Raw genomic sequence first — 24,536 nt, 5'->3', positions numbered from 1 at the left:
CAGGTCCACAGGGGTTACCGTCGAGTATGGCAACCATTGCGGATCACCTCAGGAACACGCTCGACGGCCGCTGGCGCGACGTTCGTAACCAGACGCGCGAACAGCTCGGTCGCCATGAATTCGCCCCGCACTACACGCCCAACACCGCCATCGCGCGGACCAAGGCCATGGAGCAGATGCGCATCCTGGCCTCGGCAGGGGCAGCTGAATCCGGCTTCGCCAAGTCGGTAGGCGGCACGGGCGACATCGGCGCCGCGGTCACCATGATCGAAATGCTCGCGATGTCCGACCTGTCACTGATGGTCAAGGCCGGCGTTCAGTGGGGCCTGTTCGGGGGCGCCATCGAGAACCTCGGCACCGAGAGGCATCACGACGAGTTCATCAAGCCCCTCATCGATCTCGACACCCTCGGCTGCTTCGCCATGTCCGAGACCGGACACGGCAGCGACGTGCAGTCCATCGGCACCACCGCGACCTACGACCGCGAGACGCAGGAATTCGTCATCAACACCCCCGACGAGTCGTCCCGCAAGGACTACATCGGCGGGGCCGCGGAATCCGCGCAGTACGCGGCGGTGTTCGCGCAACTCATCACGGGCGGTCCCGGCGAGGAGCCCGAGAGCGCGGGCGTCCACTGTTTCGTCGTCCAGATTCGCGACGCCAACTTCGGCAACGACATGCCGGGCGTCACCACCTACGACATCGGCTACAAGGGCGGATTGCCCGGCGTCGACAACGGCCGCATCAAGTTCGACCACGTCCGAATTCCGCGGACCAACATGCTGAACAAGATTGCCGACGTCGCCGAGGACGGCACCTACTCCTCCGACATCGACAACCCGAACCGTCGCTTCTTCACGATGCTCGGCACGCTCATCCGTGGCCGCATCACCGTCGGCGGAAGTGCCGGCGCCGCAGCACGTGTCGCACTGACCATCGCCACCAAGTACGCGCAGCAGCGCAAGCAGTTCAGCGCACCGGGTTCCGACGACGAAGTGGTCATCATGGACTACCTCGTTCATCAGCGCCGATTGTTCCCGCTGATCGCGAAGTCGTTCGCGCTGCAGTTCGCGCAGAACGAGCTGGTGTCGAAGATGCACGACATCCAGAGCGCCGAGGAACCCGACGCCACGGAACAGCGCGAACTCGAGTCCCGCGCCGCCGGTCTGAAGGCCGCCAACACCTGGCACGCCACGCGCGCTATTCAGGAATCACGCGAAGCGTGCGGTGGCGCAGGCTATCTCGCCGAGAACCGCCTCATCGCACTCAAGGCGGACTCGGACGTGTTCACCACGTTCGAGGGTGACAACGTGGTGCTCACGCAGCTCGTCGCGAAGGAGCTGCTCACCGCCTACGCCCACGACGTGCGCTCGTTCGGCGCAGCGGACTGGGTCAAGTTCGCGGCCAGCACGGTCGGTGACGTCGTCAAGAAGCGCACCGCAGCGGCGCCGATCATTCAGACCCTCGTCGACAGCCGGCAGGACAACGAGGAGGAGGGGTCGCTGTTCAACCGCGGCACTCAGATCTCGATGTTCGAGGACCGCGAGGAGTACCTGATCTCCAGTGCTGCAAAGCGTTTGAACGGCCTGTCGAAGAAGATGAGCCAGTTCGAGGCGTTCAACAGCGTCCAGGACCACATCCTGCACGCCGCGACCGCACACGTCGATCGCATCATCCTCGAAGCCTTCGTCGCCGGCATCGACAACTGCGAGGACGACGACGCGAAGGAACTGCTCGGCGAGGTCTGCGACCTGTACGCGCTGTCGGTCATCGACGCGGACAAGGCGTGGTTCATGGAGCATCGGTACATCTCCACCGAGCGGGCAAAGGCCGTCACCCGCGGCATCAACGAGCGCTGCCGGACGCTGCGTCCCCACGCGCAGACGTTGATCGACGCGTTCGGCGTTCCCGAGGCGTTGCTCGGAGCAGCCATGCTGGCCGACGACGAGCCCGAGGATGTCAAGGAATCCGTCACCTCCTGACGGTCGCGAGTCGACGCTCGATCATCTCCCGCACCGGCGTCGACACCACACAGGCCAGCGCGACGCGGTACGCCTCCACGGCGTCCGCGTCGCGCCCCAGTTTCTGCAGCAAGTCGGCCCGAGCCAAGGGGAACGGGTAGTACCGTGCCAGCTCCTTCTGATTCCGCAGTTCGTCCAGCAGTTCCAGTCCTCGCTGCGGACCGTCGCACATGGCCACTGCCACAGCATGATTCATCGCGACGATCGGCGACGGAGCGAGACCCGTCAGCACCTCGTACAGGGCGACGATCTGTGGCCAGTCCGTCGACGCGGCGTCCGCTGCCTCGTCGTGCAGAGCCGCAATCGCCGCCTGCACCGCGTACCTGCCGGGCGGACCACCGTTCAACGCCCGTTCGACCAACGCAGTGCCCTCCGCAATCGCATCGGTATCCCACAGCGACCGGTCCTGGTCGGCCAGCAGCACCACGTCGCCGTCCGGGTCCGTCCTCGCGCCGCGCCGGGCGTGAACCAGAAGCATGAGGGCGAGCAGCCCGCTCACGTTCCGCGAATCGGGCATGAGCCGATGCAGCACGCGCCCCAGACCGATGGCCTCCTCGGCCAGGTCGATGCGCATCAGATCCTCACCGCTGCTCGCCGAATATCCCTCGGTGAAGACGGAATACACGACCTGGAGCACCAGCGGCAGCCGACTGGGTAGCTCGTCCGCACCGGGCACGCGGAACGGGATTCGAGACTGCGAAATCTTCTTCTTCGCCCGGACGACGCGCTGCCCCGCCGTCGCGGGCGTGAGGAGAAGAGCCCTCGCCACCTCGGGCGTGGTGAGTCCCGCCAAGCACCGCAGAGTCAGAACGAGCCGATCCTCGACGGCCAGAGCCGGGTGGGCGCAGGTGAAGAAGAGCTGCAGACGGTCGTCGGGCAGGTCGACCTCGTCGCCGTGCTGGACCGGGTCGGCCCGCTCGACGTCGACGGCCAACTGCGCGATCCTGTTGGCGTACACCGTGTCCCGACGAACAATGTCGAGCGCCTTGCGCCGCGCCGCGGTCAGCAACCACGCACCCGGCCGCGACGGAACACCGTCCACCGGCCAGTGGACGAGGGCCGCCTCGAGCGCATCCGAGGTGACGTCCTCGGCGAGATCCAAATCGCGGTACTGCGCCACGAGCGACGCCAGCAGCCGCCCACGCTCCTCTCGGAAGACCGCCTCTATCTCCCCGGCGTGCACACTCAGAATTCGGCGATCGGGCGGACGATCACCGCTCCGCCGTCCATCGAGGCGGGGCAGCGGGCGGCCCAGTCGAGCGCACTGTCGAGGTCGGGGACATCGATGACGTCGTATCCCCCGAGTACCTCGTGCGCTTCCGCGTAGGGTCCGTCCGTGACGGTGCGCGCGCCCGTGGCTGGGTCGACGCGTACCGCCGTGGCCGTCGTCAGATCGGCCAGCGCATGACCGGACACGAACACCCCGGCGTCCTTCATCGCCTTCTCGTACTCCATCCAATCCTCGGGTCCGCTGCAGCCGGCGGGTGCGCCGGGTGAGGTGTCGGCGTTGATCAGAAGCATGTACTTCATGGTCTCTCCTTCGTCGCTGTGTAGTGCGCAGCTGCGCTCACATCATGACGACGAATGGCCGAGTCCGAAACAGACAGGGTCGGAGTATCAGTTTTCGTTCGGCGTGTTTCGACGCGCTGCATCGAACGCGAGGAGCGCGGCGAGCGCCATAACGGCCACCGACCCGCCGATCCACGGGCCGGAGTAGTACGTCGTCGTGAATCCGGGCGATCCAGGGAGCAGCGGACCGTAACTGTCGACGCGAACTCCGCCACGCCACAGGAGGACGGCGACGACGACGGCAACCACCGCCATCAGAATTTCGGCCGCGGCGATCTGTCGTCTCACGCCGAGTCCTGCTTGCGCGCCGCGACCAGCTCGGTCAGACGTTCCCGCAACGTCTCCTCGTCCTTCGCCCACGCCTGCACCAGACCCCCGCCGCGCAACCGCAGGCCGACGCCGTGGCGCTTACGCGGCACTCCGGACAGCTCGCCGAGCGCGCGGGCGAGTTCCCACCGCTCCGGATCCCCGCCCGTCTTTTCGTAATCGGGCTCGGGAAAGACCGTGATGATCTCGTCGATGTCGACGTCCTCGGTTCCCTGCTGCAGCATGTCGCGGGTGAGCCGGACCGTCGCATGTCGGCGAGCCGCAACGACCTGGACGTAGGTGAAACCGACCAGCACCAGGGCGATCACCGCCAGACCGATCCAGTGCACGACGGGCCCGGTGAGCAATTCGATCACCAGCGCGATTCCGCAGAAGATCGGTCCGAACGCCAAGGTGCGCCACCGCCCACCCCACTCCACGAAGACCACGTCGTCCGCAGACTCAGTCACGCGAGAACCAGGGTTCGGCGGACGGCCGGAACGACAGCACAGCAGCCACCAGAAGAAGCACCGCGGACAGCAGGCCGAGGATGGGCACCACGATGACACCGACCAGAGTGGCCCCGATCAGCACGAGGGCGAACACCATGGACAACGCAGCGAGTGCGCGGCGGAAGCGGATGTCGCCCTTTCCGACTCGGCCAGTCATGAAACCGATTGCCGCACCGACCACCAGAATCAAGGCGCCGACCGCACGGAAGAGGGTCACGTAGCCGTCGGCGTCGGCGGCACTGAGGCCCGCGCTGGTCACGGACTGCCGAACGGTGTCGCCGGAGATCGTGACCGACAGAAGCCCGAGGAGAAGCAGGACGACAGCAGACGCCGTCCACACCCAGAACACGATGGTGACCACGCGCGGTCGGGAGATGGGGGTCTCGTAAGAGTCGGTCACGACTGTCCATCTTGCCCGGCGAGGCGGACCCGACCAACTGCGGGCCCGACCGACAATGTCAGCTCAGGACGGCGGGGAGAATGACCACTGCAGCCGTGAGAACACCCAGCAGGACGATCATCGCGATGAGCGCGAACTCGAGGCGAGTGTTGCGCTGCGGCTTGTGTTGGACGTGCACGCTGCCCCCTGAGACCCAGAACTATGTGACAGCAGTCACGCTACACGGGCCATGTGACTCAGGCGGCCGCGAGTCCCGACGCCACGATCATCACCGTCACGGCAACCGCGACGAGCAATCCGAGCAGAGCCCAGATGGATCCCGACGACTTCTCACGAGGTGGAGCCTTCTGCGTCATCGCAGACCCTTCCGACGGGGAGACGAAATCTCCGTTCGATCGGAAGCATAGCCGTCACACGTGTAACACAGGTCACATCTTGGGACGTGTCGCGATGAAGTATCGCGTCGAGTCTTTCCGGTGCATCAACACGATGGCGCCGGCGGCGAGCACGGCCTGAAGGATGCCGGAGACGCTGGTCAGCACCGATGTCGCACCGTTCGACGCGGTGAGGGCGAACAGGGACGGAATTGCCGTGACCACGACGATGGCGCCGAAGAACGTCAGCACCGCACGCGCCCACAACTTTCCGGCCCGCATCTTCGTCACGACGAGCCAGAAGAGCGCGGCCACCAGACCACCCATCAACACGGCCACCACGATCGCGACGGTCAGCACTGAATCGGCAGTATCAGCGGACACGGTCACCGACGGATCCTGCGCCTGGACCTGCTGCAGCAGTTCCCGGACGTAGGCGTCGCGGTCGGCGAAGACCGAATACAGACCCAGCACGAGGCCGAACAAGCCAAGCAGAACCGCGCCGAACCACAGGTGTCGAGCCGTCTCGACGTCGACCGGGGCCGTGTACTTCTCGAACTCGTTCGGACCCGGCATTGCGCTGGGCGGCAGCCCCTCGGGGTGCCAGTTCCAATTCGGATCGGTCACAACCAGCCCGCCACTTCCGTTGCCCAGTACGTCAATACGATGTCCGCACCGGCACGTCTGATTCCGACGAGAGATTCCAGGATCGCCGCGTCACGGTCGATCCACCCGTTCTGAGCGGCGGCGGTGATCATCGCGTACTCACCGGAGATCTGGTAAGCCGCAACGGGAACGGGCGAGACGTTCGCGACGTCGCGGAGGATGTCCAGGTACGACATCGCCGGCTTCACCATCACCATGTCCGCGCCCTCGGCAAGGTCGAGCTCCAACTCGCGGACTGCCTCGCGCCGGTTGGCCGAATCCTGTTGGTAGGTGCGGCGATCACCCTTCAGCGACGATCCGACCGCCTCCCGGAAGGGGCCGTAGAACGCCGACGCGTACTTGGCGGTGTAGGCGAGTTGTCCCACATCGGGAAAGCCCGCGGTGTCCAGACCGTCACGGATGGCCGCGATCTGCCCGTCCATCATTCCGCTGGGGCCCAGCAGGTGCGCGCCCGATTCGGCCTGCGCCACCGCCATGTCGACGTAGCGCACCAACGTCGCGTCGTTGTCGACGCTGCCGTCCGACGCCAGAACACCGCAGTGACCGTGATCGGTGAACTCGTCGAGGCAGGTGTCCGCCATGATGACGGTGTCGTCACCGAAATCCTCTCGCAGGCGCCGCAACCCGCGATTCAGAATGCCGTTCGGATCGCTCGCGAGAGAGCCCTGCCCGTCCTTGTCCTCCGGCTTCGGAACACCGAAAAGCATGACGCCGCCGACTCCCGCCGTCACCGCCTGCTCGACGGCCGTACTCAGCGAATCGAGCGTGTGCTGCGCAACGCCCGGCATCGACGTGATGGGGCGTTCCTCGGTGATGCCGTCCGCCACGAACATCGGCAACACCAGATGCCGTGGCTGCAGCGACGTCTCGGCGACGAGGCGGCGCATGGCCGGGTTGCGGCGGAGGCGGCGTGGTCGGTCGGTCGGAAAGATAACGGGCCTCACTTCGTTCGGCTCGGGTGTGAAAAAGAGTGCTGGGGGACTCTTTTTCACACCCATGTGCGCTAGCGCCTACGACTCTTCTTCCGCGGCGGAGGCAGTGCACCCTCGGCGCGCAGACGTGCTGCATGTTCGGCAAGCGCTTCGACCAGCGGACCGACCTGAGCTGTCTCCGGCTGCACGTCGACGCGCAGGCCGAACTCCACCGCCGTCTCGGCCGTCTTCGGGCCGATGCACGCAACGAGGGTGCGGGCGTGCGGCTTTCCGGCGATTCCGACCAGGTTCCGCACCGTCGAGCTCGAGGTGAAGCACACGGCGTCGAACCCGCCGGTCTTGATCATCTCGCGCGTCTCGGCGGCCGGCGGTGCGGCGCGCACGGTGCGGTAGGCGGTGACGTCGTCGATCTCCCAGCCGCGTTCACGAAGACCCTCGGCGAGCGTCTCCGTCGCAATGTCGGCGCGCGGCAACAGGACTCGGTTGACCGGGTCGAACACCTCGTCGTACGGCGGGAAGTCCTCGAGCAATCCGAGCGAGCTCTGCTCACCGGCGGGAACGAGTTCGGGGTTGATGCCGAACGACCGCACCTTCTCGGCCGTCGCTTCGCCGACGCACGCAATCTTCACGCCCGAGAACGCGCGAGCGTCGAGCCCGAACTCCTCGAACTTCTCCCACACCGCACGTACCGCGTTGGTGGAGGTGAAGACGACCCACTGGTAGCGGCCGTCGACGAGACCCTTGACAGACCGTTCCATCTGGGCCGGGCTGCGAGGCGGTTCGACGGCGATGGTCGGTACCTCGATCGGGATGGCGCCGTGGGTGACCAGACGCTCGCTCATCTCCCCGGCCTGGTCCTTTGTGCGCGGCACCAGCACGGTCCAGCCGTACAGGGCGCGTGATTCCCACCAGGACATCTTCGAACGCTGCGACACGACCTTGCCCACGGTGACGACGAGCGACCCGACGAGATCGGCTCCGGCATCGTTCAGGGTGGCCAGCGTTGCTTCGACGGTGCGCTGCTGACGCGTGGTTCCGCGCACCGTGATGGCGGCGGGCGTCTGCGGCGCAAGGCCGTGTTCGACAAGGGCACTGGCGGTCTCGGCCAGGTGACCGGCGGTGGCGTGCAGCACCAGCGGGCCGGGCGCGGCGGCGAGAGCGGCCCAGTCGACGACGCCGCGCACGTCCGCTTCGGTGTGCTCGGAGCCGAGCGCCATACCCGCGTAGCTCGGGACGGCCGACCCTGCGGTCAGTCCCGGGAGCACCTCGAACTGGATCTGCGTCCGCGCAACCGCGGTGACCTCGGCGATGACCGAATCGGTGGTGAGCGGATCACCCGAGACCAACCGGACCACGTCGTGGCCGTTCTTCGCCTCGGCGACAAGCGTTTTCGCAACCTCGGCCGGCTCGCCCAGCGCGGGACGCACCTCGACCGCGTTCTCGAGATCCGCGGCATGATCGATACCGACCAGAGCGATGACGCCCTTGTCGACGTCGGGATCGGTGAACGCAAGTTCCGCCGATCCGAGTGCGTCACGAGCGCGAACGGTCAGCAGCGCGGGGTCACCGGGACCGGAACCCACGAACAGGATCCGTCCCGGGGTGTTCTTGCGGACTCGGGTCATTGCTTGTTCTCCAGTGCGCTCTTGTTGCGGAATTTCAGTTCTATGGGGGTTGCCGGACCCCGCTTCGGGATCAAGCGTCCCGTGGCAATGCGGTCGGTACGGCCGGGTCTCGGCGCGATCGGACGGCGTAGCTTTCTCTCGCCAGGCGTCGGCCATGCTTTGGAGTCACGCATCGGTCGATTCGCCTTTCGAAACGTTCGGGGTGGATGGTTCGGTGACGTCGACCAGTTCGCGCGCGCCCAGGTCGAGAAGTTCACGGGCCACGGAGCGGCCCAATGCGTCTGCGTCGGAGGGCTTTCCGACCGCCGACGCGCGGATCGTGTCGGACCCGTCGATCGCCGCGGCCACGCCGCGCACCGACAGTTCGTCGAAGATGCGGCCGTCCTCGTCGATGGATTCGACCACTTCAGCGGTCGCTCCGACGGGCGCTGTGCAGCCGGCTTCGAGTTCGGCCAGCAATGCGCGCTCGGCGACGACGGCGACACGTGAGTGTTCGTCGTCCAGCGTCGCGATGACTGCGGCAAGATGATCGTCGTCGCCGCGACATTCGACGGCCAGTGCGCCCTGCGCGGGAGCCGGGAGGAACTGCACGGGCTCGAGCGCTTCCGTCACCACCTCGAGACGTCCGATGCGCGCGAGCCCCGCCCGCGCGACGACGACGGCGTCGAGTTCGCCGCTCGCCACCTTGCCGATGCGGGTGTCGAGGTTGCCGCGCAGCGGCCGGACGTCGAGACCCAGTCCGAGAGCGCGCAATTGAGCAACACGACGCGGAGCGGAGGTGCCGACGGTGGATCCGGCCGGGAGCTCACCGAGCACCAGGCCGTCGCGCGCGACCAGCGCGTCGCGGGCGTCCTCGCGGGGCGGGATGGCGGCGATGACGAAGCGCGAATCCTCGGCCGTGGGCAGATCCTTGTACGAGTGCACGGCGACGTCGATCGTCTTGTCGGCCAGTGCATCTCGGAGGGCGGTGGTGAACACACCCACGCCGATCTCCCGCACCGGAGCGATCGACTTGTCGCCGGCGGTGGTAACGACGACCAACTCGGTGGTGACGCCCGCCGCAGTGAGTGCAGAACGAACCGTTTCGGCCTGAGTTCGGGCGAGAAGGCTTCCGCGCGTACCGATTCGGACCACGCGGCCGTCGAGTGCGCTGCCGGGAGCCGCGGTGGAGACAGACGTCATCCGAGGAACCCCTTCTCGACGTCGGCACCCTCGACGGTGAAGTCGTCGGCGAGGACCTCCATGGGCGATGCCACGGCCTGAACGGTGTTGGGCGAAAGCTCGAACAACTCGCGCAGCGCCTCGGCGTACGAGTCGCCGCCCGGGGTGGACGCGAGTTGCTTCACGCGCACGGTCGGCGCGTGCAGAAGCTTGTCGACGACGCGGCGGACGGTGCGGGCGACCTCGTCGCGCTGTGGATCGTCCAGACCGGGCAGACGGGACTCGAGGCGCATCAGCTCGGATTCGACCACCTCGGCGGCGCGCTGCCGCAGTGCGGTGACGGTGGGCGTGACCTCGGCGAGGCGCTGGCCGGCCAGGTACGCGGACAGTTCGGTGGCCACGATCTCGCGGGCGGCACGCTCGTCGGACGCAGCGGCTCCGGCAGCGGGATCGTGCTGGAGGGTCTCCATGTCCCACACGGTGACGCCCGGAAGACCCGAGACGGCGTGTTCGACGTCGCGCGGCAGTCCGAGGTCGCAGATCACGAGGGGACGGTCGGTGGTGTCGCGGCGGGCGAGTGCGCGATGCACGTCGGCGATGGTGACGACGGCGCCCACCGCGCCGGTACAGGTCACGAGGATGTCTGCGTCGGCCAGTGCGTCACCGAGCTCGTCGAACGGGCGCGACTCGGCCACCACGCTGCCGTCGGTGACGGACGCCGCCAGGTGCTGGGCACGGGCCGCGGTGCGGTTGACCACCACGACGCGGCCTACTCCGGAACGAATGAGGTGTGCAACGGACAGTCCGCCCATGGACCCGGCGCCGAGAACGACCGCGGTCTTGCCGGTCAGTCCGCCGACGACGTCCGACGCACGGTCCAGCGCAACGGACACCACGGAGGCACCCGCGGCGTCGATCCCGGTCTCGGAGTGCACCTTCTTACCGATACGCAGCGCCTGCTGTGCGAGTTCGTGCACCACACGGCCCGACGCCTGCTGCGCGTCCGACGCCGCGTACGCAGCGCGAATCTGGCCGAGAATCTGCTGCTCGCCGATGACCATCGAGTCGAGGCCACTGGCCACTGCGAACAGGTGCTCGGCGGCTGCCTCGCTGTAGCGGACGTACGCGTGCTTGGTGAGCTCACCGAGTTCGAGGCCCGAGTGCGTGGAGAGCAACGCACCGAGGTCGGTCAAGGCACCGTGGAACGCGTCGACCACTGCGTAGATCTCGACGCGGTTGCACGTCGAGACGATCATGACTTCCGAGACGTGGCTGCTCGACATGATCTTGTCGGTCAACTTCGGCCGCTCGGTGTCGCTGATCGCGACACGTTCGAGCACCGAGACGGGTGCGCTTCGATGCGAAATCCCGAGAAGAAGGACACTCACGGTGCAATCACCGATCCGTTTCTACTGATTGACACTGGCTGCGGTGCACACGCCGCTCTGCCGAGGCGAGGGCTCTGAGCGCCGACAAGTCCGTTGCGCACGCTGTTGAACGAGAGGACCTGTAGTTCGAGGGCGAGATCGATGTTCTTCACCTCGACGTGCGGCGGCACGAGCACGTCGCCCTGCGCGAAGCTGAGAATGGATCGAACCCCACCCTTTATCAATTCGTCGGCGACCGCCTGCGCGGATGCGTCCGGAGTTGCGATAACACCCACTGTGGCGTCGAGTTCACGGCAGCCGGCAACGAGCTCGGACACCGGCCGTACGACGAGCCGATCCACGACGGTCCCGACCCGGGACTCGTCGCTGTCGAAGAGGCCGACCGTGGTGAACCCGAGGCGGTCCAGCCGGTAGCTGGCCAGGGCCGATCCCAGGTACCCGAGGCCGACGAGAACCACTCGGTGCCCGACGTCGAGTCCGAGAGTGGCCTCGATGCGCGTGCGGACGAAGCGAACGTCGTACCCGACGCCGCGAACACCGGTGGGGCCTAGGAACGACAGGTCCTCGCGCAGAGTGGCCGAACCGACACCCGCGGCCGACGCGAGTGCTTCACTGGAGACGGTGGTCACGCCGTCCTCGTCGAGCGAAGCCAGGACCCGGAGGTAGGTCGCGAGACGGGTGACCGTAGCCTGTGGGATGGGCCGAGTGCGAGAGCGCAGGTTACCCACGACAGGTACGCGCTGCTCTTCGCTCACGTCGGGTCCCCTCGGTCATCGCGGCTGGTCCGTGGATTGATTGACACCACGTTAACTGCTCGTACAGCGATGAACAAAGTCACCGAGGCGTGTTGTACGATGCGCCTCCGCCCCCGCGAAAACGTCATCTTCCGGTCAAATCGCGTCGCAGCCGCACTTCGTCGACATCCCAGTAGCTGTGTTCCGCACCGTCGAGCAGGACCACGGGCAACCGATCGCCGTACTCGGCTCGCAGCTCCGGATCGGTGCTCGCCGCCTCGTCCACGTCGATCACCGTCACCGTCAGCCCGTACTCCGCACCGATCGCCTCCAACTGCGATCTCGCGGCGACGCACGACGCGCACCCCTCACGGGTCAACAAGATCAAGCCGTGCATCTGTGAGTCGGGCTTCGTTGCGGTCACCCATCGATGATGCACCCGTCGGTGGACCTGCGACGATGCCGTGAGTCGGAGGTCACTCGGCCCGTTCGGACTAGGGTTACCCCTGACGCGAAGAACGTAGGAGGTGCGGGTGAGCGAGACCGGGGAATCCGAGAAGCGACGGCGCCGGATCCGTAATCCGCTCGGACCCACCGCTGCCCAGATCAGGGCGAGCCTGGCCGGGGAGGCGAGCGCCGACGCCGCCATCGCGATTGCGCAGGAAGACGCCGATCCGGCCGAACAGTCGTCCGTTCCCCTCGACCTCACCGCGGCAGCCTTCTTCGACGTCGACAACACGATGGTGCAGGGCGCCTCGATCATTCACTTCGCCCGCGGCCTCGCGTCGCGTAAGTACATCACCACGCGTGACATCAGCGAATTCGCTTGGCAGCAAGTCAAATTCAGGGTCAGCGGTAAGGAGAATCTCGGCGAGGTCGCGAGCGGCCGGGAGAAGGCACTGTCGTTCGTCGCCGGCCGATCCACCGCCGAGCTCGCCCGGCTGGGCGAGGAGATCTACGACGAACTGATCGCCGACAAGATCTGGGCCGGCACTCGCGCCCTCGCCCAGATGCATCTCGACGCGGGCCAGCAGGTCTGGCTCGTCACCGCGACGCCCGTCGAACTGGCGTCGATCATCGCCAAACGTCTCGGCCTCACCGGAGCGCTCGGCACCGTCGCCGAGAGCAAGGACGGTCTGTTCACCGGCCGCCTCGTCGGCGACATCCTGCACGGGCTCGGCAAGGCGCACGCCGTCCGCACGCTGGCGGTACGCGAAGGGCTCGATCTGCGTCGATGCACGGCGTACTCGGACAGTCACAACGACGTCCCGATGCTCTCGCTCGTGGGCACCGCCGTGGCCGTCAATCCCGACGCCGACCTCCGCGAGCTCGCCAAGAACCGGGGCTGGGAGATTCGCGACTTCCGCACGGGCCGCAAGGCCGCGAAGATCGGGGTGCCCACCGCGTTGGCACTCGGGGCGGCCGGCGGCGGTCTGGCTGCGGTACTGGGTCGCCGCAGGAGCTGAGAAACTCAGCCCAAGAACACGTTTCGACGTCGAGCGAGCAAGCGGTACAGCGTCTGCTGAATGGTCTCGCGCACGTGGTCGGTGACCTCGAACAGTTCCATCGGGTCGTCCGCGGCCGACGGATCGTAGGTGTCCGTGGCGATCGGCTCGCCGAACTCGATGTACCACTTGGACGGCAGCGGGACTGCGCCGAGGAGTCCGAACGCCGGGAACAGAGGTGTGATCGGCAGGTAGGGCAAGCCGAGTATGCGGGCGAGGGTCGTCATGTCGCCGATCTTCGGGTAGATCTCCTCGGATCCGACGATCGAGCACGGAATGATCGGCTTCTGCGTGCGCAGCGCGGCGGAGACGAACCCGCCTCGACCGAACCTCTGCAGCTTGTAGCGTTCGCTGAACGGTTTGCCGATGCCCTTGAAGCCTTCGGGGAACACCGCGACCAACTCGTCGTCGCGCAGCAGACGCTCGGCGTCGGGTTGGCAGGCGAGGGTGTGCCCGGCGCGGCGCGCAAGCGAACCCGACAGCGGCAGTTCGAACACGAGGTCTGCGGCCAGCATGCGCAGGGGCCGGTGCATCGGGTGGTGATCGTGCACGGCCACCGACGTCATGAGCCCGTCGAGCGGGACGACACCGGCGTGGTTGGAGACGACCAGGGCGCCGCCGACGTCGGGAATGTTCTCGATGCCCCGCACTTCGACGCGGAACCACTTGTCGAACAGCGGCCGCAGCAGGGGCAGCCAGACGTTGTCGGCGAAATGCTCGTCGTAGCCGAATTCGTCCACTTCGTAGTCACCGGCGAGTCGCTTTCGAACGAAGTCCGCGGTGCCTGCGACCCCGTCGATCAGGGTGCGACGCACTGCGTCGACAGCCGACGCCGCGACGCTGTCCGCGGTGGTGTCACGGCGTTCCGTCGGGACGAGTCCGGACGGGGTGGTGGGCACGCCGGCGATGTCGGGAGCGATGTCGGGACGCAGGATCGTCGACGGATGCCGGTCGCGACCATCGCTCGCCCCGACGCGTCGGGACGCCGAATTACCGCGCAGGGGAATGACTTTCGCCATGTTGCTCATCTCCCCCTCGGATGCTCGTCGACGCCGACGAGAGCCGGCACGGAGTGCACGGCCCCACCGAGCAAGCCCGTCAGCCGAGCCTCGATGGCGTCCAGCCACTCTCGCTTGATCACCGGAGAGAGGCCTGCTCCGCGAACGAAGTCGTCCAGAGCTTGCATGGTGGTCCAGCGCGGGGTGAAGCCGAGATCGTTCTTCATACGCGTGGTGTCCAGTCCGCAACCGAAGTTGAAGTAGTCGAGTTGTTCGGTGGTGAGACCACGCAGAACCGACCCCATCGCCGACTGGCCGGTGGTGCGGAACAGTGCGAACGGGATCGGAATCTCGACGCGACCGGCGCGGCGAATGGCCTGCGACAGCATGACGATGCCGTCTGCCGCGATGTTGTACGTGCCTGCCCGCCCGGTCAGCGTGGCCCGTTCGAGCGCGGCCAGCGCGTCTTCCTCGTGCAGAAGCTGCATGCGTGCGTCTCGTCCGACGATCGACGGAATGAACGGCGAGGTCAGGTACCGCGAGACCGTCCCGTTCATTCGAGGACCGATCATCGGCGCGTTGCGCAGGATGGACACCGCGATGTCGGGCCTGCGGCGACCGAGCCCGCGGGCGTATCCCTCGGTCTCGATGGCGTCGCGTGCGTAGCCGCCGTGCGGGCGCACCTTCGCGCCCATCTCCTCGGTGAACTTGGCCGGATCCTTGGCGCTGCTCCCGTACACGGCGGACGACGACCGGAGTACGAGTTTCTGCACGCTGGGCGCCTTCTGGCACACGGCGAACAGCTGCATGGCGCCGAGAACGTTCATGTCCTTCATCACCGTGCGACCGCCGCCGGTGGGCGGGCGGGAGATCAGCGCCGCATGCACGACCGTGTCGACGCCGGCGTTACGAATGACCTTGCCGATCAGGGGGTTCCGAATGTCGGCCCGCACGAATTCCGCGCGACCCATCCGCCGGATCATGTCCTTGCTGGGCGCAACGGCGTCGACCGCGATGACTCGATCGATCGCAGGATTCTGCGCGAGACGCATGGTCAGGTAACCGCCGAGAAACCGCGACGCTCCGGTCACCAGGACGACTCGTGGAGGCGATGCACCTCGATCTTGGGCAGCCACTGTGTTGTCCCCCAACCGTGCTGTTCTTCGTGTGGACCCGTACCGCTGACTCGGAACTTACCGATCGGTAGTCGAGCGTGTACCCGCAAGGATTGCACGCATATCAGCATTGTGCCCATGAACAAGAAATCGATCATGAAGCCTGTGAAACCTCACACACCATATCCAGGCGACTGGATGAGTCGATCATAGCCCGCACCGCGCCCGAGCAGGCCGCCTTACCGACGGCAATGCCCGCCACCGGAGACCGGTAGCGGGCATCTACGCAGTTGCCTGCGGTAAAGACTATTTGCCGAGTTTCCGACGCTGCACGCGTGTCCTACGAAGCAGTTTGCGGTGCTTCTTCTTCGACATGCGCTTGCGACGCTTCTTGATCACTGAACCCATAGTGGGTGACCCTCACGTTCTTTCTTCGTTGCTCGGTGTGGAACACGAACAGGTGCTGACAACAGGACAGGTACTGATGCACGCGTCGGCGCCGGATGCGGCGCCGCAGCCGCGACGAACCGTCATACTACCGCCGGATACCGTCCACACCGAAACTCGCCCCCGCTCCCGCTGCGAACAGCAGGGATCGGGCGCGAGGGAACGAGAGCGAAACCGGGCGGGTCAGCCCGCGTCGAAGTACGACGTCTCCAGGTAGTCGTGCACCGCTTTGGCGTGCACTCGGAACGACCTGCCGACTCGAACAGCCGGCAACTCGCCACCGTGCACCAATCGGTACACGGTCATCTTGGACACCCTCATCAGCGTCGCCACTTCGGCGACCGTGAGGAACTGCGTTCCGGCAACCGCCGGTTGACCGTCGGGGGACGAACCCTTCGACGGCTTGTTGATATTGGACGCCATCTATTCACTTACCTCCGGCACGTCCGCGCAGCAGGCTTCCCCTCCTGCTGAACAGACACGCACGTGCTGGGGAGAGCTTAGCGGGACTTGTGGGGTTTCTGCGACACATGTGGACTATCGGGTTTTTATTCGTGCGCCCGGCCCAGGTCCACCGAACGCTTCTTCGCGGCATCCAACGCGTCCAAAAAGGCAGCTCGGAGTCCGTTTCGCTCCAATTCCGAGACCGCCGCTGCAGTGGTTCCGCCGGGCGATGTGACCGCTGCGCGCAGCTCCGTGGGGGTCTCTCCCGACCGATCCAGCATCGCGGCGGCACCCGTCATCGTCTGATTCACCAGTTCCGTCGCAGTTGCGCGCGTCAATCCGAGCCCCACCGCAGCGTCGATCATGGCCTCCGCAACGAGGAAGAAATAGGCCGGTCCGGAGCCCGAGACGGCCGTCACGGCGTCGATCTGGCTTTCCGGTACCTCGGCCACCTTGCCGACCGTTCCGAGGATCTTGCGGACCACGTCGAGGTGCTCCGGTCGAGCGTGCCGACCGGGCGACATGACGCTCATCGCCTCGCCCACGAGCATCGGCGTGTTCGGCATCACCCGGACAACGGCCATGCCGGCGGGCAACTTGGGTTCGAACCGGCTCGTGGGGATGCCGGCTGCGAGCGAGACGATGATCTGCTCCTGCTCACCGTCGATCTCACCGGCGGCGATCTGCGTCACCACGGCGTCGACGTCGCTCGGCTTCACCGCAACCACGATCACGTCGGCGCCCTCGACGGAATCGGCGATGCTGCGGGTCGCGACGCCGAACTCCTTCGCGATCTCTGCCGCACGCGTCGGGGACTTCTCCGCGACCACCAGGTCCTTGGGAGCAAAGCCCGCTTCCACCAGTCCCGCGATCAGCGCCTCGCCGATCCGGCCACCACCGATCACCGCAATCCTCGTCATGGCGGCAAGCGTGCCATGCCGCGGTGCCTCAGCCGAAAAGCGGCAGTCGGTCGATCTGTCGAACGGCACTGGTCAGTTGAACGGCACGGGTCAGTTGAACGGCACCATGGCCAGCTGGCGGCTCTGCACCACCACGGCGCCCGTGGAGTCGACGACGGTGTGGTCCTCTTCGAACCACGTCTCCCCGATGACCGTGCTCGACGCGACCACCCGCAACCAGCCGGGCGCGGGGCGTCGCCGGAGGTAGGTGGTGAGCTGCACCGTCGGCGCCCAGCCGAACATGCCGCGATTCATCGTGGCGGGCGGAGAGATGTCACCGGTCATGATCGCGAACAGCGCCGCCGTGGTCGGGTCGGCCTCGTCGTCCGGTCTCGGCCGCACCCACAGCCGGATCTCCGACTCACCGACCGCGCCGGTGAGAAAATGCGCCGACGACGGATCGATCCGCATGTCGCAGCCGGTCGCCACATGCACGATCTCGGCCATGGGGTGGCCCGCCGCGACGGCAGACGCGTCGTCGGGCGGCGACGCCGACATCGAGCTCGAACCCACGGTGTGGCGGGGTGCCTGCGAATCCGGAACACCCAGTGTAACAACGGCTCTCACCGCAGGCTTACCGTTCTGCGACAGAACTACGTCGACGTGGGACACCCGTCGACCCTGCTTGCGGACGACGGTTTCGAGTGTCACCGGACCGGGGTCGGGAGCGTTCAGATAGTTGGCGCTCACCGCCAGGGGCAACACGTCGGGAACGGCCAGTCGCTGCTCCGCGGCAGCGCCGCACAGGGCCATCATCGCCCCGCCGTGCACCTTCGGACCGATGGTCCAGGTGTCGGCGATCGTCGCGCCGAAGACGTCGTCGCCCTGTCTTTCCAAAGTCGTCAAGTCCTGAAACGGACTGCCCGATTCCGACCGGCCTCCGGCCTGCCCGCCTGATTCCGACCGGCCTCCGGCCTGCCCGCTCACGACAGATGTTTCCTTCCGAAGTCGAGGGCGCGGGACAGCATTGCCGCGCGCTCCGGTTTGGTTCGAGCGTTCTGCGTGTTGATCTCCACGGCCGCCCGGCCGTCGAAGCCCCGCTTCATCAACGCCGCGCACACCTCCGCGACCGGCACGGTTCCGTCACCGGGGATCAGATGCTCGTCCACCGAGGCGCCGCGTCCGTCCGCCAGATGGAGGTGAGTCAAACCGTCACCCATCCGCTCGGCCATGGCCATCGCGTCGGAACCCGCGGTCGCGACGTGCGAGAAGTCGAGCGTGAAGTGCCGGTGGCCCACATCGGTGGGGTCGTACGACGGCTGAAACGCCGACACGGCCGGTCCGGGCCCGCCGCGCTTGGCCAACCGACCCGCCGACCGTTCCTTCGCGCCGAAGAAGCGGTCCGCGCGCATCGGGAACATGTTCTCCACCGCGACCACGACGTCCGACTTGTCCTCGAGTTCCGCGATCTGATCTGCGAACCCGTCGGCGTACTTGCGCTGCCACCGGAACGGCGGGTGGATGACGACCGTCGTCGTGTCCAGATCCTGCGCCGCCTGGACCGAACGAGCGAGCTTGGCGACGGGATCCGCTCCCCAGATTCGTTGCGTGATGAGCAGGCAGGGTGCGTGCAGGGACACGACCGGCATCCCGTACTTGCGGCTGAGCGCAGCGACGGCGCCGACGTTCTGGCTGACCGCGTCGGCCCACACCATGATTTCGACGCCGTCGTACCCGAGGTCGGCGGCAAATCGGAACGCTGATTCCGTCGTCTGCGGGTAGACCGATGCCGTCGAGAGTCCTATCGGGATCCGCACGCTCAATTCGTACTCAGAATGAACGCCAGAGGACCCAGCGTCACGAAACCGCCGACCAGGACGGCCAGCAGGATGCTGACGATGTCGTCGGTCCTGCGCAACACCCGGACCACTGCAACGAGCCCGACGATGACGAAGAACGACAGCACCAGCGCAACCCACGGCAGTACGTCCCACAGCCGTTCGAAGCCCTTGAACAGCAACGCACCGAGCACGATGGCCACGAGACCCTGACCGACGATGCCGGCCCACTGACGCAGCGGACTGCGCTTACCGGTCGCCGCGGGCGGGGCCGGTTCCTCGGAGTCGGGGTCGTCGGTGACGTGTTCGTCGGTGGCTTGGTTGTCGACGGCTGCTTCGTCGACGGCTGCTTCGTCGACGTGCTCGGCGGAATGGTCCACGCCGGGCTCGACCGGCGCCTCCACCACCTCGTGGGCGTCGGTGTCCGGAGCGTCGTCGATCGCGGGTGCAGCGACAGTCTTGGTCGACTTCGGCGGCGTTCTCTCGACGACCTTCGGAATCAGAGCCGTCTCGGCTGCATCCGCACTCGCGTCTTCGTCGGCCTCGATCTCGGCCATGGCAAAGGTGCGTGTGGTGTCCATCGTGGACTTCGACGGTCGATCCGGAGTGTCACCGTCGGTCGGCCAGACGGGCGCCTTCACCTGGGCCTTGGTCGGCGTGCGCTTGACCTCGGGGCGGGCGGGTTCGGGGCGTTTCGTCTCGGCAACCGCGGCCACTGGAGCAACCGGTTCTGGGCGCGGGGGTTCGGCACGCTGGGGTTCTGCACGCGGGGGTTCTGCACGCGGAGGTTCGGCACGCGGAGGTTCGGCACGCGGGGGTTCGGCACGCGGGGGTTCGGCACGCGGGGGTTCGGGCTGTTCGGTCTCCGCCCGCGGCTCGTCCTGAACGACGGGGATTTCCCCGGTCAGCTCGGCGACGGAGATACCGCCCGCCACCCCACGACGACGACGCCCACCTGCGGCGCCCACCCGCTGACCGTTGCGGGCCAGGAGCTCCGCGACGGACACCTGCTGGCCGTCGGCCGGTTCGTCAGTCATCGCAGTTCCACCGTCTCACCGAATGTCTCCGTATCGAGTTGGCGAAGGATCAGGCCCTCCCGCAGAGCCCACGGGCAGATCTCCAGCGAGTCGACGGACAGCGCACGCATGCCCGCCTCCGCCACGAGGGCGCCGGCTACCAGTTGCCGTGATCGATCCGTGCTCACGCCTTCCAATTCTGCACGGTCTGCGGCGGTCATTCGAGAGATGAACGCGATGACCTGGCGTAGACCGTCGGATGTGAGTGTTCTTACAACGCGCGGACCAGCGGCGGACGGCGCCGCACCGGTCAATCGGGCAAGTGATCGGAATGTCTTGGACGTTCCGACGACGCGATCGGGCGCGCCCGGTTCGCGCAGTTTCTTGGCCGGTTCGACCAGTTCTGCGTCCAGCCAGTCGCGCAGGACGGCGACCCGTCGTTTGCTGGGCGGGTCCTCGTCGAGCCAGTCCCGTGTCATGCGGCCGGCGCCGAGAGGAAGCGAGATCGCCATGTCCGGGTTCTCGTCGACGCCGGTGCTCAGCTCCAGCGATCCTCCCCCGATGTCGAGGTTCAGGATGCGGCCGGCGCTCCACCCGTACCAACGACGGACGGCCAGGAACGTCAGTCGTGCTTCGTCGTCGCCTTCGAGAACCTGCAGGCTGACCCCGGTTTCCTTGCGGACACGCGCGAGGACCGCATCGGAGTTCTTGGCGTCGCGCACAGCGGAGGTGGCGAACGCCATCAGTTCACCGCAGCCGGACGATTTGGCTATCGAGGCGAAGTCGGCGACCGTGCGCACCAAGCGATCCGCTCCCTGTGCGGTGATGTCGCCGGAGTCGTCCGTGTTCTCCGCGAGGCGCAGCGCAGCCTTGGTGGAGCTCATGGGCGTGGGATGGCCGCCGCGATGAGCGTCGACCACCAGCAGATGAACTGTGTTGCTTCCGACGTCGAGAACACCTAATCGCACACGCACACGGTACTGGGTCTACGGTCGAACACTGTGACACCTGGTACGTCTGCGGCCCCAGAGGTCGACATGGATTTTCCGCGCGAGTGGGTCGAATTCACCGATCCGAACAATCCCGAGCACCTCATCCGAGCGGACTTCACGTGGCTTCTCTCACGGTGGACGTGCGTCTTCGGTACTCCGGCCTGTCAGGGAACGGTGGCCGGTCGACCCGACGACGGTTGCTGCTCGCACGGCGCCTTCCTCTCCGACGACGAAGACCTGGAGAAGCTGAACAAATCCGTCGCCATGCTGCGGGCCGACGAATGGCAGTTCATGGAGAAGGGGCTCGGCAAGAAGGGTTACGTCGAAGCCGACGAACTCGACGACGAGCAGGCCCTGCGCACCCGAAAGTACAAGGGCGCGTGCATCTTCCTGAACCGTCCCGGCTTCTCGGGCGGCATCGGATGCGCACTGCACAAGATGGCGCTGCGCAAGGGAATCGAGCCGCTCGAGGTCAAACCGGACGTGTGCTGGCAGCTGCCGGTTCGCCGCACCCAGGAATGGAAGACCCGTCCCGACGGAGTTCAGGTGCTGGAAACCGTCATCGCCGAATACGACCGTCGAGGCTGGGGTGAGGGCGGCGAGGACCTGAGCTGGTACTGCTCCGGCTCACCCGACGCCCACGTGGGCGCCCGGCCGGTGTGGCAGTCGTACGGTCCCGAGCTCACCGAGTTGCTCGGCGCGGACGTGTACGCCGAACTCGCGGCGCTGTGCCGTCGCCGGGCCGGACTCGGCCTCATCGCCGTCCACCCCGCGACGCGGGAAGCGGAGCGGCTCGGGAAGGTCACGGGCGTGGGGACGTCGCACACGGATCTGGGCGCGTAGCTCAGCCCCTCGGTTGGTTGCGCTCAGCCTTCGAGCTTGTACCCCAGCCCGCGCACGGTGACGAGGTGCGACGGCTTCGCCGGGTCCTTCTCGATCTTCGAGCGCAACCGCTTGACGTGAACGTCGAGCGTCTTGGTGTCGCCGACGTAGTCCGCGCCCCACACTCGATCGATCAACTGGCCACGGGTCAGAACACGTCCGGAGTTGCGGAGCAGGTACTCGAGCAGATCGAACTCCTTGAGCGGCAACGTGATCTGGTTGCCGTCGACCATCACGACATGCCGCTCGACGTCCATCTTCACCGGGCCCGCTTCGAGCAGCCCGTTGTCGATCACGTCCTCGGAGTCGGAGCCACGACGAAGCACCGCGCGAATGCGGGCGATCAGCTCGCGCGCCGAGTAGGGCTTGGTGACGTAGTCGTCGGCGCCGAGTTCGAGCCCGACCACCTTGTCGATCTCGCTGTCGCGTGCGGTCACCATGATGACCGGCACGCCCGAGCGGGACCGCAGTTGCTTGCACACGTCGGTGCCGCTCATGCCGGGGAGCATCAGGTCGAGCAGAACGATATCTGCTCCGGCGCGGTCGAATTCGGCCAGCGCCGAGGGACCGTCACCCACGATCGTCGCCTCGAACCCTTCCTTGCGCAGCAAGAACGCGAGGGGGTCTGCCAACGACTCCTCGTCTTCCACGATCAGCACGCTGGTCACGTCGATGCCTCCACAGTTGTTGTCACAGTTGGTCGTCCTCGATGTGAGCTGGAACGTTGAGGGTGAAGGTGGACCCGGTGCCGGGCTTGCTCCACAGAGAAATGCTGCCGTTGTGGTTGGCAGCAACGTGTTTCGCGATGGCGAGCCCGAGACCCGTACCGCCGGTGGCACGCGAGCGAGCCTTGTCGACGCGGAAGAAGCGCTCGAAGACGCGTTCCTGATCTTCCTTCGCGATGCCGATTCCGCGGTCGGTCACGGCGATCGCGACGACGTCTCCGCGCAGTGACCGACTGACCGACACCGGCGCTCCCTGAGGCGAATACGCGATGGCGTTCTCCACCAGGTTCGCCAGCGCCGTCACTAGCAAACTTTGGTCACCGAGCACCTCGAGGCCGCTGGGGTGGTCGGTGGTCACCGTGATTCCGGTCGCTTCGGCCTTGAGTTCGGACCGCTCGAGCGCCTGCTTGACGACGGTGTCGACGTCCACGACCTCGAGGTCGGGCAGCTTCTCGGCGCCCTGGAGTCGGGAGAGCGAAATGAGCTCGGACACCATGTTTCCCAGCCGTGTCGACTCGCCGAGCATCCGCTCGCCGAAGTGCATGACGGACACCGGGTCGTCGGTGGATTCGAGCAACGCTTCCGCCAGGAGACTGATCGCGCCGACGGGTGTCTTCAGCTCGTGCGAGACGTTGGCGACGAAATCGCGACGCGTCGCTTCCATGCGGACCGTCTCGGAGTCGTCGTCGGCGAAGAGGACGACGAAGCGGCGGTCCTGTCGACTGAGCAGGCGGGCGACGGCGCGCACCGCGATGCGGGTGCGCCCCCTGGTGTCGGCGACGTCGGAGCTGAGGTCGACCTCGACGTCCTCCCCCGTTTCGAGAACGCGAGTGGCGGCTTTCCACGCGCGATCGTCGAGGGCGCGGTTGCGGACCATCCCCAGCTCTTCGGCGCGCGGGTTGAAGAGCACCACGTCGTGGAACTGGTCGACGACGGCGATGCCGCTCTCCGACGCCAGGACGATCAGATCGAGGACCTGCGACATCGTCAGGCCGGATTCTTGGCTCCGACGGGTGGAGTGCCGGGTGTTCAGATACGGGATCAGAACGCCGCCGACGAGGTAGCCCAGGATCGCCGCAACCACGGCGATCACCACTACGGACGCGACATTCACACCAGAATCGTACGGTCGGGCAAACGGTTGCCCGCGCAGGGTGGGCTAGGATTTCTCCTGGTCACCAGCCGCTGCACGGGCGTTTCCTCGTCGTTTACCTGCTGTTACTTCTTGCCCTGGTTCGCCACTGCGGCTGCACCGGCCGCCGCGGCTTCCGGATCGAGGTAGGTACCGCCGGGATTGGTGGGCACGAGCTTGCCGTCGGACATCTCGAGGTCGTACTGCAACGGGATGCCGGTGGGGATGTTGAGCCCGGCGATATCGTCGTCGGAGATGTTGTCCAGGTACTTGACCAGCGCGCGAAGCGAGTTGCCGTGCGCGGCGACGATGACGTTCTTACCGGCGAGCAGGTCCTTGGCGATGGTCTCCTCGTAGTACGGGATGAACCGGACGACGACGTCCTTCAAGCACTCGGTGAGCGGAACCGACTCGAGATCGGCGTAGCGCGGGTCGGCGTCCTGGCTGTACTCGCTGCCGACCTCGATGGGCGGCGGCGGCGTGTCGTAGCTGCGGCGCCACAGCATGAACTGCTCGTCACCGAACTTGTCCTTGGTCTCCGCCTTGTTCAGGCCCTGCAACGCACCGTAATGCCGCTCGTTCAAACGCCAGTCACGGACGACGGGGATCCAGTGACGGTCCGCGGCATCGAGCGCGATGTTCGCGGTGCTGATCGCGCGGCGCAGAAGCGAGGTGTAGAGGACGTCGGGCAGAATCCCCGACTCCTTGATCAGCTCGCCGGCGCGCTTGCCCTCGGCTTCACCCTTCTCGGTCAGGCGCACGTCCTGCCAGCCGGTGAACTGGTTGGAGGCATTCCATTCGCTCTCGCCGTGGCGAAGCAGGATCAGGGTTCCGATGGTCATGCGGGAAGTTTCT

General features: G+C 66.5%; 28 protein-coding genes. 3 read left to right on the top strand and 25 right to left on the bottom strand.

What is annotated here, in order from left to right:
* Nucleotides 1-26 precede the first annotated feature (26 nt).
* Nucleotides 27-1,982 carry an acyl-CoA dehydrogenase family protein gene (locus IEW02_RS03620; protein ID WP_188543299.1) on the top strand — a complete coding sequence of 652 codons (1,956 nt, stop codon included), beginning with the start codon at nucleotides 27-29 and terminating at the stop codon, nucleotides 1,980-1,982.
* Here the strand turns inward: IEW02_RS03620 and IEW02_RS03615 are convergent.
* The 13 genes from IEW02_RS03615 to IEW02_RS03560 all read right to left on the bottom strand — a co-directional run bounded on the left by IEW02_RS03615 (nucleotide 1,972) and on the right by IEW02_RS03560 (nucleotide 12,112).
* Nucleotides 1,972-3,210, bottom strand: coding sequence for an RNA polymerase sigma factor (locus IEW02_RS03615; protein ID WP_371829919.1), 1,239 nt, complete (start codon nucleotides 3,208-3,210; stop codon nucleotides 1,972-1,974). The genes IEW02_RS03620 and IEW02_RS03615 overlap by 11 nt on opposite strands.
* Nucleotides 3,207-3,551, bottom strand: coding sequence for a YciI family protein (locus tag IEW02_RS03610; RefSeq protein WP_188543298.1), 345 nt, complete (start codon nucleotides 3,549-3,551; stop codon nucleotides 3,207-3,209). The genes IEW02_RS03615 and IEW02_RS03610 overlap by 4 nt, the downstream gene beginning before the upstream one ends.
* Nucleotides 3,552-3,638: 87 nt before the next feature.
* Nucleotides 3,639-3,878, bottom strand: a complete 240-nt coding sequence (locus tag IEW02_RS03605) for a hypothetical protein (RefSeq protein WP_188543297.1) — start codon at nucleotides 3,876-3,878, stop codon at nucleotides 3,639-3,641.
* Complete coding sequence (mce1N, locus tag IEW02_RS03600) at nucleotides 3,875-4,366, bottom strand: transport-regulating membrane protein Mce1N (protein WP_188543296.1); 492 nt, start codon at nucleotides 4,364-4,366, stop codon at nucleotides 3,875-3,877. The genes IEW02_RS03605 and mce1N overlap by 4 nt, the downstream gene beginning before the upstream one ends.
* Nucleotides 4,359-4,808, bottom strand: a complete 450-nt coding sequence (locus IEW02_RS03595; RefSeq protein ID WP_188543295.1) for a hypothetical protein — start codon at nucleotides 4,806-4,808, stop codon at nucleotides 4,359-4,361. Before IEW02_RS03595 ends, mce1N begins: the two co-directional genes overlap by 8 nt.
* A 236-nt stretch (nucleotides 4,809-5,044) precedes the next feature.
* Entirely contained in the window at nucleotides 5,045-5,164 is a 120-nt protein-coding gene (locus IEW02_RS25050; RefSeq protein ID WP_229745758.1) for a DUF3827 domain-containing protein, read from the bottom strand.
* A gap of 72 nt (nucleotides 5,165-5,236) precedes the next feature.
* Nucleotides 5,237-5,809, bottom strand: coding sequence for a hypothetical protein (locus tag IEW02_RS03590; protein WP_188543294.1), 573 nt, complete (start codon nucleotides 5,807-5,809; stop codon nucleotides 5,237-5,239).
* Nucleotides 5,806-6,780 carry a porphobilinogen synthase gene (gene hemB, locus IEW02_RS03585; RefSeq protein WP_188543989.1) on the bottom strand — a complete coding sequence of 325 codons (975 nt, stop codon included), beginning with the start codon at nucleotides 6,778-6,780 and terminating at the stop codon, nucleotides 5,806-5,808. Before hemB ends, IEW02_RS03590 begins: the two co-directional genes overlap by 4 nt.
* 71 nt (nucleotides 6,781-6,851) lie before the next feature.
* Nucleotides 6,852-8,405 carry a bifunctional uroporphyrinogen-III C-methyltransferase/uroporphyrinogen-III synthase gene (locus tag IEW02_RS03580; protein ID WP_188543293.1) on the bottom strand — a complete coding sequence of 518 codons (1,554 nt, stop codon included), beginning with the start codon at nucleotides 8,403-8,405 and terminating at the stop codon, nucleotides 6,852-6,854.
* Between the two features lie 165 nt (nucleotides 8,406-8,570).
* Entirely contained in the window at nucleotides 8,571-9,539 is a 969-nt protein-coding gene (hemC, locus tag IEW02_RS03575) for a hydroxymethylbilane synthase (protein ID WP_188543988.1), read from the bottom strand.
* A gap of 44 nt (nucleotides 9,540-9,583) precedes the next feature.
* Nucleotides 9,584-10,954 carry a glutamyl-tRNA reductase gene (locus IEW02_RS03570; RefSeq protein ID WP_188543292.1) on the bottom strand — a complete coding sequence of 457 codons (1,371 nt, stop codon included), beginning with the start codon at nucleotides 10,952-10,954 and terminating at the stop codon, nucleotides 9,584-9,586.
* Nucleotides 10,951-11,709 (bottom strand): redox-sensing transcriptional repressor Rex, encoded by a 759-nt coding sequence (locus IEW02_RS03565; RefSeq protein WP_188543291.1) that lies wholly within the window; start codon nucleotides 11,707-11,709, stop codon nucleotides 10,951-10,953. Before IEW02_RS03565 ends, IEW02_RS03570 begins: the two co-directional genes overlap by 4 nt.
* Nucleotides 11,710-11,833: 124 nt before the next feature.
* A complete protein-coding gene (locus IEW02_RS03560) occupies nucleotides 11,834-12,112 on the bottom strand; it encodes a glutaredoxin family protein (protein ID WP_268236692.1) in 279 nt (92 codons plus the stop codon).
* Nucleotides 12,113-12,221: 109 nt separating this feature from the next.
* Here IEW02_RS03560 and IEW02_RS03555 point away from each other — a divergent pair, with 109 nt between their 5' ends.
* Nucleotides 12,222-13,154, top strand: coding sequence for an HAD family hydrolase (locus IEW02_RS03555; RefSeq protein WP_229745757.1), 933 nt, complete (start codon nucleotides 12,222-12,224; stop codon nucleotides 13,152-13,154).
* 5 nt (nucleotides 13,155-13,159) lie between these two features.
* On the opposite strand, the gene IEW02_RS03550 is transcribed toward IEW02_RS03555, so the two are convergent.
* The 9 genes from IEW02_RS03550 to IEW02_RS03510 all read right to left on the bottom strand — a co-directional run bounded on the left by IEW02_RS03550 (nucleotide 13,160) and on the right by IEW02_RS03510 (nucleotide 20,918).
* Nucleotides 13,160-14,221, bottom strand: coding sequence for a lysophospholipid acyltransferase family protein (locus tag IEW02_RS03550; RefSeq protein WP_188543289.1), 1,062 nt, complete (start codon nucleotides 14,219-14,221; stop codon nucleotides 13,160-13,162).
* On the bottom strand, nucleotides 14,218-15,327 hold the full coding sequence (locus IEW02_RS03545) for an NAD-dependent epimerase/dehydratase family protein (RefSeq protein WP_188543288.1): 1,110 nt from the start codon (nucleotides 15,325-15,327) through the stop codon (nucleotides 14,218-14,220). Before IEW02_RS03545 ends, IEW02_RS03550 begins: the two co-directional genes overlap by 4 nt.
* Nucleotides 15,328-15,612: 285 nt before the next feature.
* Entirely contained in the window at nucleotides 15,613-15,714 is a 102-nt protein-coding gene (locus IEW02_RS03540) for a 30S ribosomal protein bS22 (RefSeq protein ID WP_003402602.1), read from the bottom strand.
* Between the two features lie 222 nt (nucleotides 15,715-15,936).
* Nucleotides 15,937-16,176 (bottom strand): helix-turn-helix domain-containing protein, encoded by a 240-nt coding sequence (locus IEW02_RS03535; RefSeq protein ID WP_188543287.1) that lies wholly within the window; start codon nucleotides 16,174-16,176, stop codon nucleotides 15,937-15,939.
* 125 nt (nucleotides 16,177-16,301) lie between these two features.
* Nucleotides 16,302-17,117 (bottom strand): pyrroline-5-carboxylate reductase, encoded by an 816-nt coding sequence (proC, locus tag IEW02_RS03530; protein WP_188543286.1) that lies wholly within the window; start codon nucleotides 17,115-17,117, stop codon nucleotides 16,302-16,304.
* A 90-nt stretch (nucleotides 17,118-17,207) separates the two neighbouring features.
* On the bottom strand, nucleotides 17,208-18,083 hold the full coding sequence (locus IEW02_RS03525) for a thioesterase family protein (RefSeq protein WP_188543285.1): 876 nt from the start codon (nucleotides 18,081-18,083) through the stop codon (nucleotides 17,208-17,210).
* The gene (locus IEW02_RS03520; protein WP_188543986.1) at nucleotides 18,080-18,901 is read right to left on the bottom strand and encodes a sugar phosphate isomerase/epimerase family protein; all 822 of its coding nucleotides are present in this window, start codon (nucleotides 18,899-18,901) and stop codon (nucleotides 18,080-18,082) included. Before IEW02_RS03520 ends, IEW02_RS03525 begins: the two co-directional genes overlap by 4 nt.
* A gap of 14 nt (nucleotides 18,902-18,915) precedes the next feature.
* Nucleotides 18,916-19,971 (bottom strand): Yip1 family protein, encoded by a 1,056-nt coding sequence (locus IEW02_RS03515; RefSeq protein WP_188543284.1) that lies wholly within the window; start codon nucleotides 19,969-19,971, stop codon nucleotides 18,916-18,918.
* The gene (locus IEW02_RS03510) at nucleotides 19,968-20,918 is read right to left on the bottom strand and encodes a Ppx/GppA family phosphatase (protein WP_188543283.1); all 951 of its coding nucleotides are present in this window, start codon (nucleotides 20,916-20,918) and stop codon (nucleotides 19,968-19,970) included. The genes IEW02_RS03515 and IEW02_RS03510 overlap by 4 nt, the downstream gene beginning before the upstream one ends.
* 69 nt (nucleotides 20,919-20,987) lie before the next feature.
* Between IEW02_RS03510 and IEW02_RS03505 the strand changes: the two genes are divergently transcribed.
* The gene (locus IEW02_RS03505) at nucleotides 20,988-21,785 is read left to right on the top strand and encodes a DUF3109 family protein (protein ID WP_188543282.1); all 798 of its coding nucleotides are present in this window, start codon (nucleotides 20,988-20,990) and stop codon (nucleotides 21,783-21,785) included.
* Nucleotides 21,786-21,808: 23 nt separating this feature from the next.
* On the opposite strand, the gene IEW02_RS03500 is transcribed toward IEW02_RS03505, so the two are convergent.
* The 3 genes from IEW02_RS03500 to IEW02_RS03490 form a co-directional block, all read right to left on the bottom strand.
* Nucleotides 21,809-22,492, bottom strand: coding sequence for a winged helix-turn-helix domain-containing protein (locus IEW02_RS03500; RefSeq protein ID WP_188543281.1), 684 nt, complete (start codon nucleotides 22,490-22,492; stop codon nucleotides 21,809-21,811).
* 22 nt (nucleotides 22,493-22,514) lie between these two features.
* Nucleotides 22,515-23,663 carry a sensor histidine kinase gene (locus IEW02_RS03495; protein WP_188543280.1) on the bottom strand — a complete coding sequence of 383 codons (1,149 nt, stop codon included), beginning with the start codon at nucleotides 23,661-23,663 and terminating at the stop codon, nucleotides 22,515-22,517.
* 104 nt (nucleotides 23,664-23,767) lie between these two features.
* On the bottom strand, nucleotides 23,768-24,523 hold the full coding sequence (locus IEW02_RS03490; protein WP_188543279.1) for a phosphoglyceromutase: 756 nt from the start codon (nucleotides 24,521-24,523) through the stop codon (nucleotides 23,768-23,770).
* Nucleotides 24,524-24,536: the final 13 nt, after the last annotated feature.

The sequence above is a fragment of the Rhodococcoides trifolii genome, assembly GCF_014635345.1.
Classification (GTDB): Bacteria; Actinomycetota; Actinomycetes; order Mycobacteriales; family Mycobacteriaceae; genus Rhodococcoides; species Rhodococcoides trifolii.
The sequence above is the reverse complement of the archived record's forward strand: the minus strand, read 5'-3'. Positions and strand labels throughout refer to the sequence as shown.

What these genes read in the sequence shown, in the direction of transcription:
- IEW02_RS03610 (WP_188543298.1), bottom strand. Translation starts at nt 3,551, where the DNA reads ATGAAGTACATGCTTCTGATCAACGCCGACACCTCACCCGGCGCACCC.
- proC (WP_188543286.1), bottom strand. Translation starts at nt 17,117, where the DNA reads ATGACGAGGATTGCGGTGATCGGTGGTGGCCGGATCGGCGAGGCGCTG.
- IEW02_RS03550 (WP_188543289.1), bottom strand. Translation starts at nt 14,221, where the DNA reads ATGAGCAACATGGCGAAAGTCATTCCCCTGCGCGGTAATTCGGCGTCC.
- IEW02_RS03540 (WP_003402602.1), bottom strand. Translation starts at nt 15,714, where the DNA reads ATGGGTTCAGTGATCAAGAAGCGTCGCAAGCGCATGTCGAAGAAGAAG.
- IEW02_RS03535 (WP_188543287.1), bottom strand. Translation starts at nt 16,176, where the DNA reads ATGGCGTCCAATATCAACAAGCCGTCGAAGGGTTCGTCCCCCGACGGT.
- IEW02_RS03580 (WP_188543293.1), bottom strand. Translation starts at nt 8,405, where the DNA reads ATGACCCGAGTCCGCAAGAACACCCCGGGACGGATCCTGTTCGTGGGT.
- IEW02_RS03490 (WP_188543279.1), bottom strand. Translation starts at nt 24,523, where the DNA reads ATGACCATCGGAACCCTGATCCTGCTTCGCCACGGCGAGAGCGAATGG.
- IEW02_RS03505 (WP_188543282.1), top strand. Translation starts at nt 20,988, where the DNA reads ATGGATTTTCCGCGCGAGTGGGTCGAATTCACCGATCCGAACAATCCC.
- IEW02_RS03515 (WP_188543284.1), bottom strand. Translation starts at nt 19,971, where the DNA reads ATGACTGACGAACCGGCCGACGGCCAGCAGGTGTCCGTCGCGGAGCTC.
- IEW02_RS03620 (WP_188543299.1), top strand. Translation starts at nt 27, where the DNA reads ATGGCAACCATTGCGGATCACCTCAGGAACACGCTCGACGGCCGCTGG.
- IEW02_RS25050 (WP_229745758.1), bottom strand. Translation starts at nt 5,164, where the DNA reads ATGACGCAGAAGGCTCCACCTCGTGAGAAGTCGTCGGGATCCATCTGG.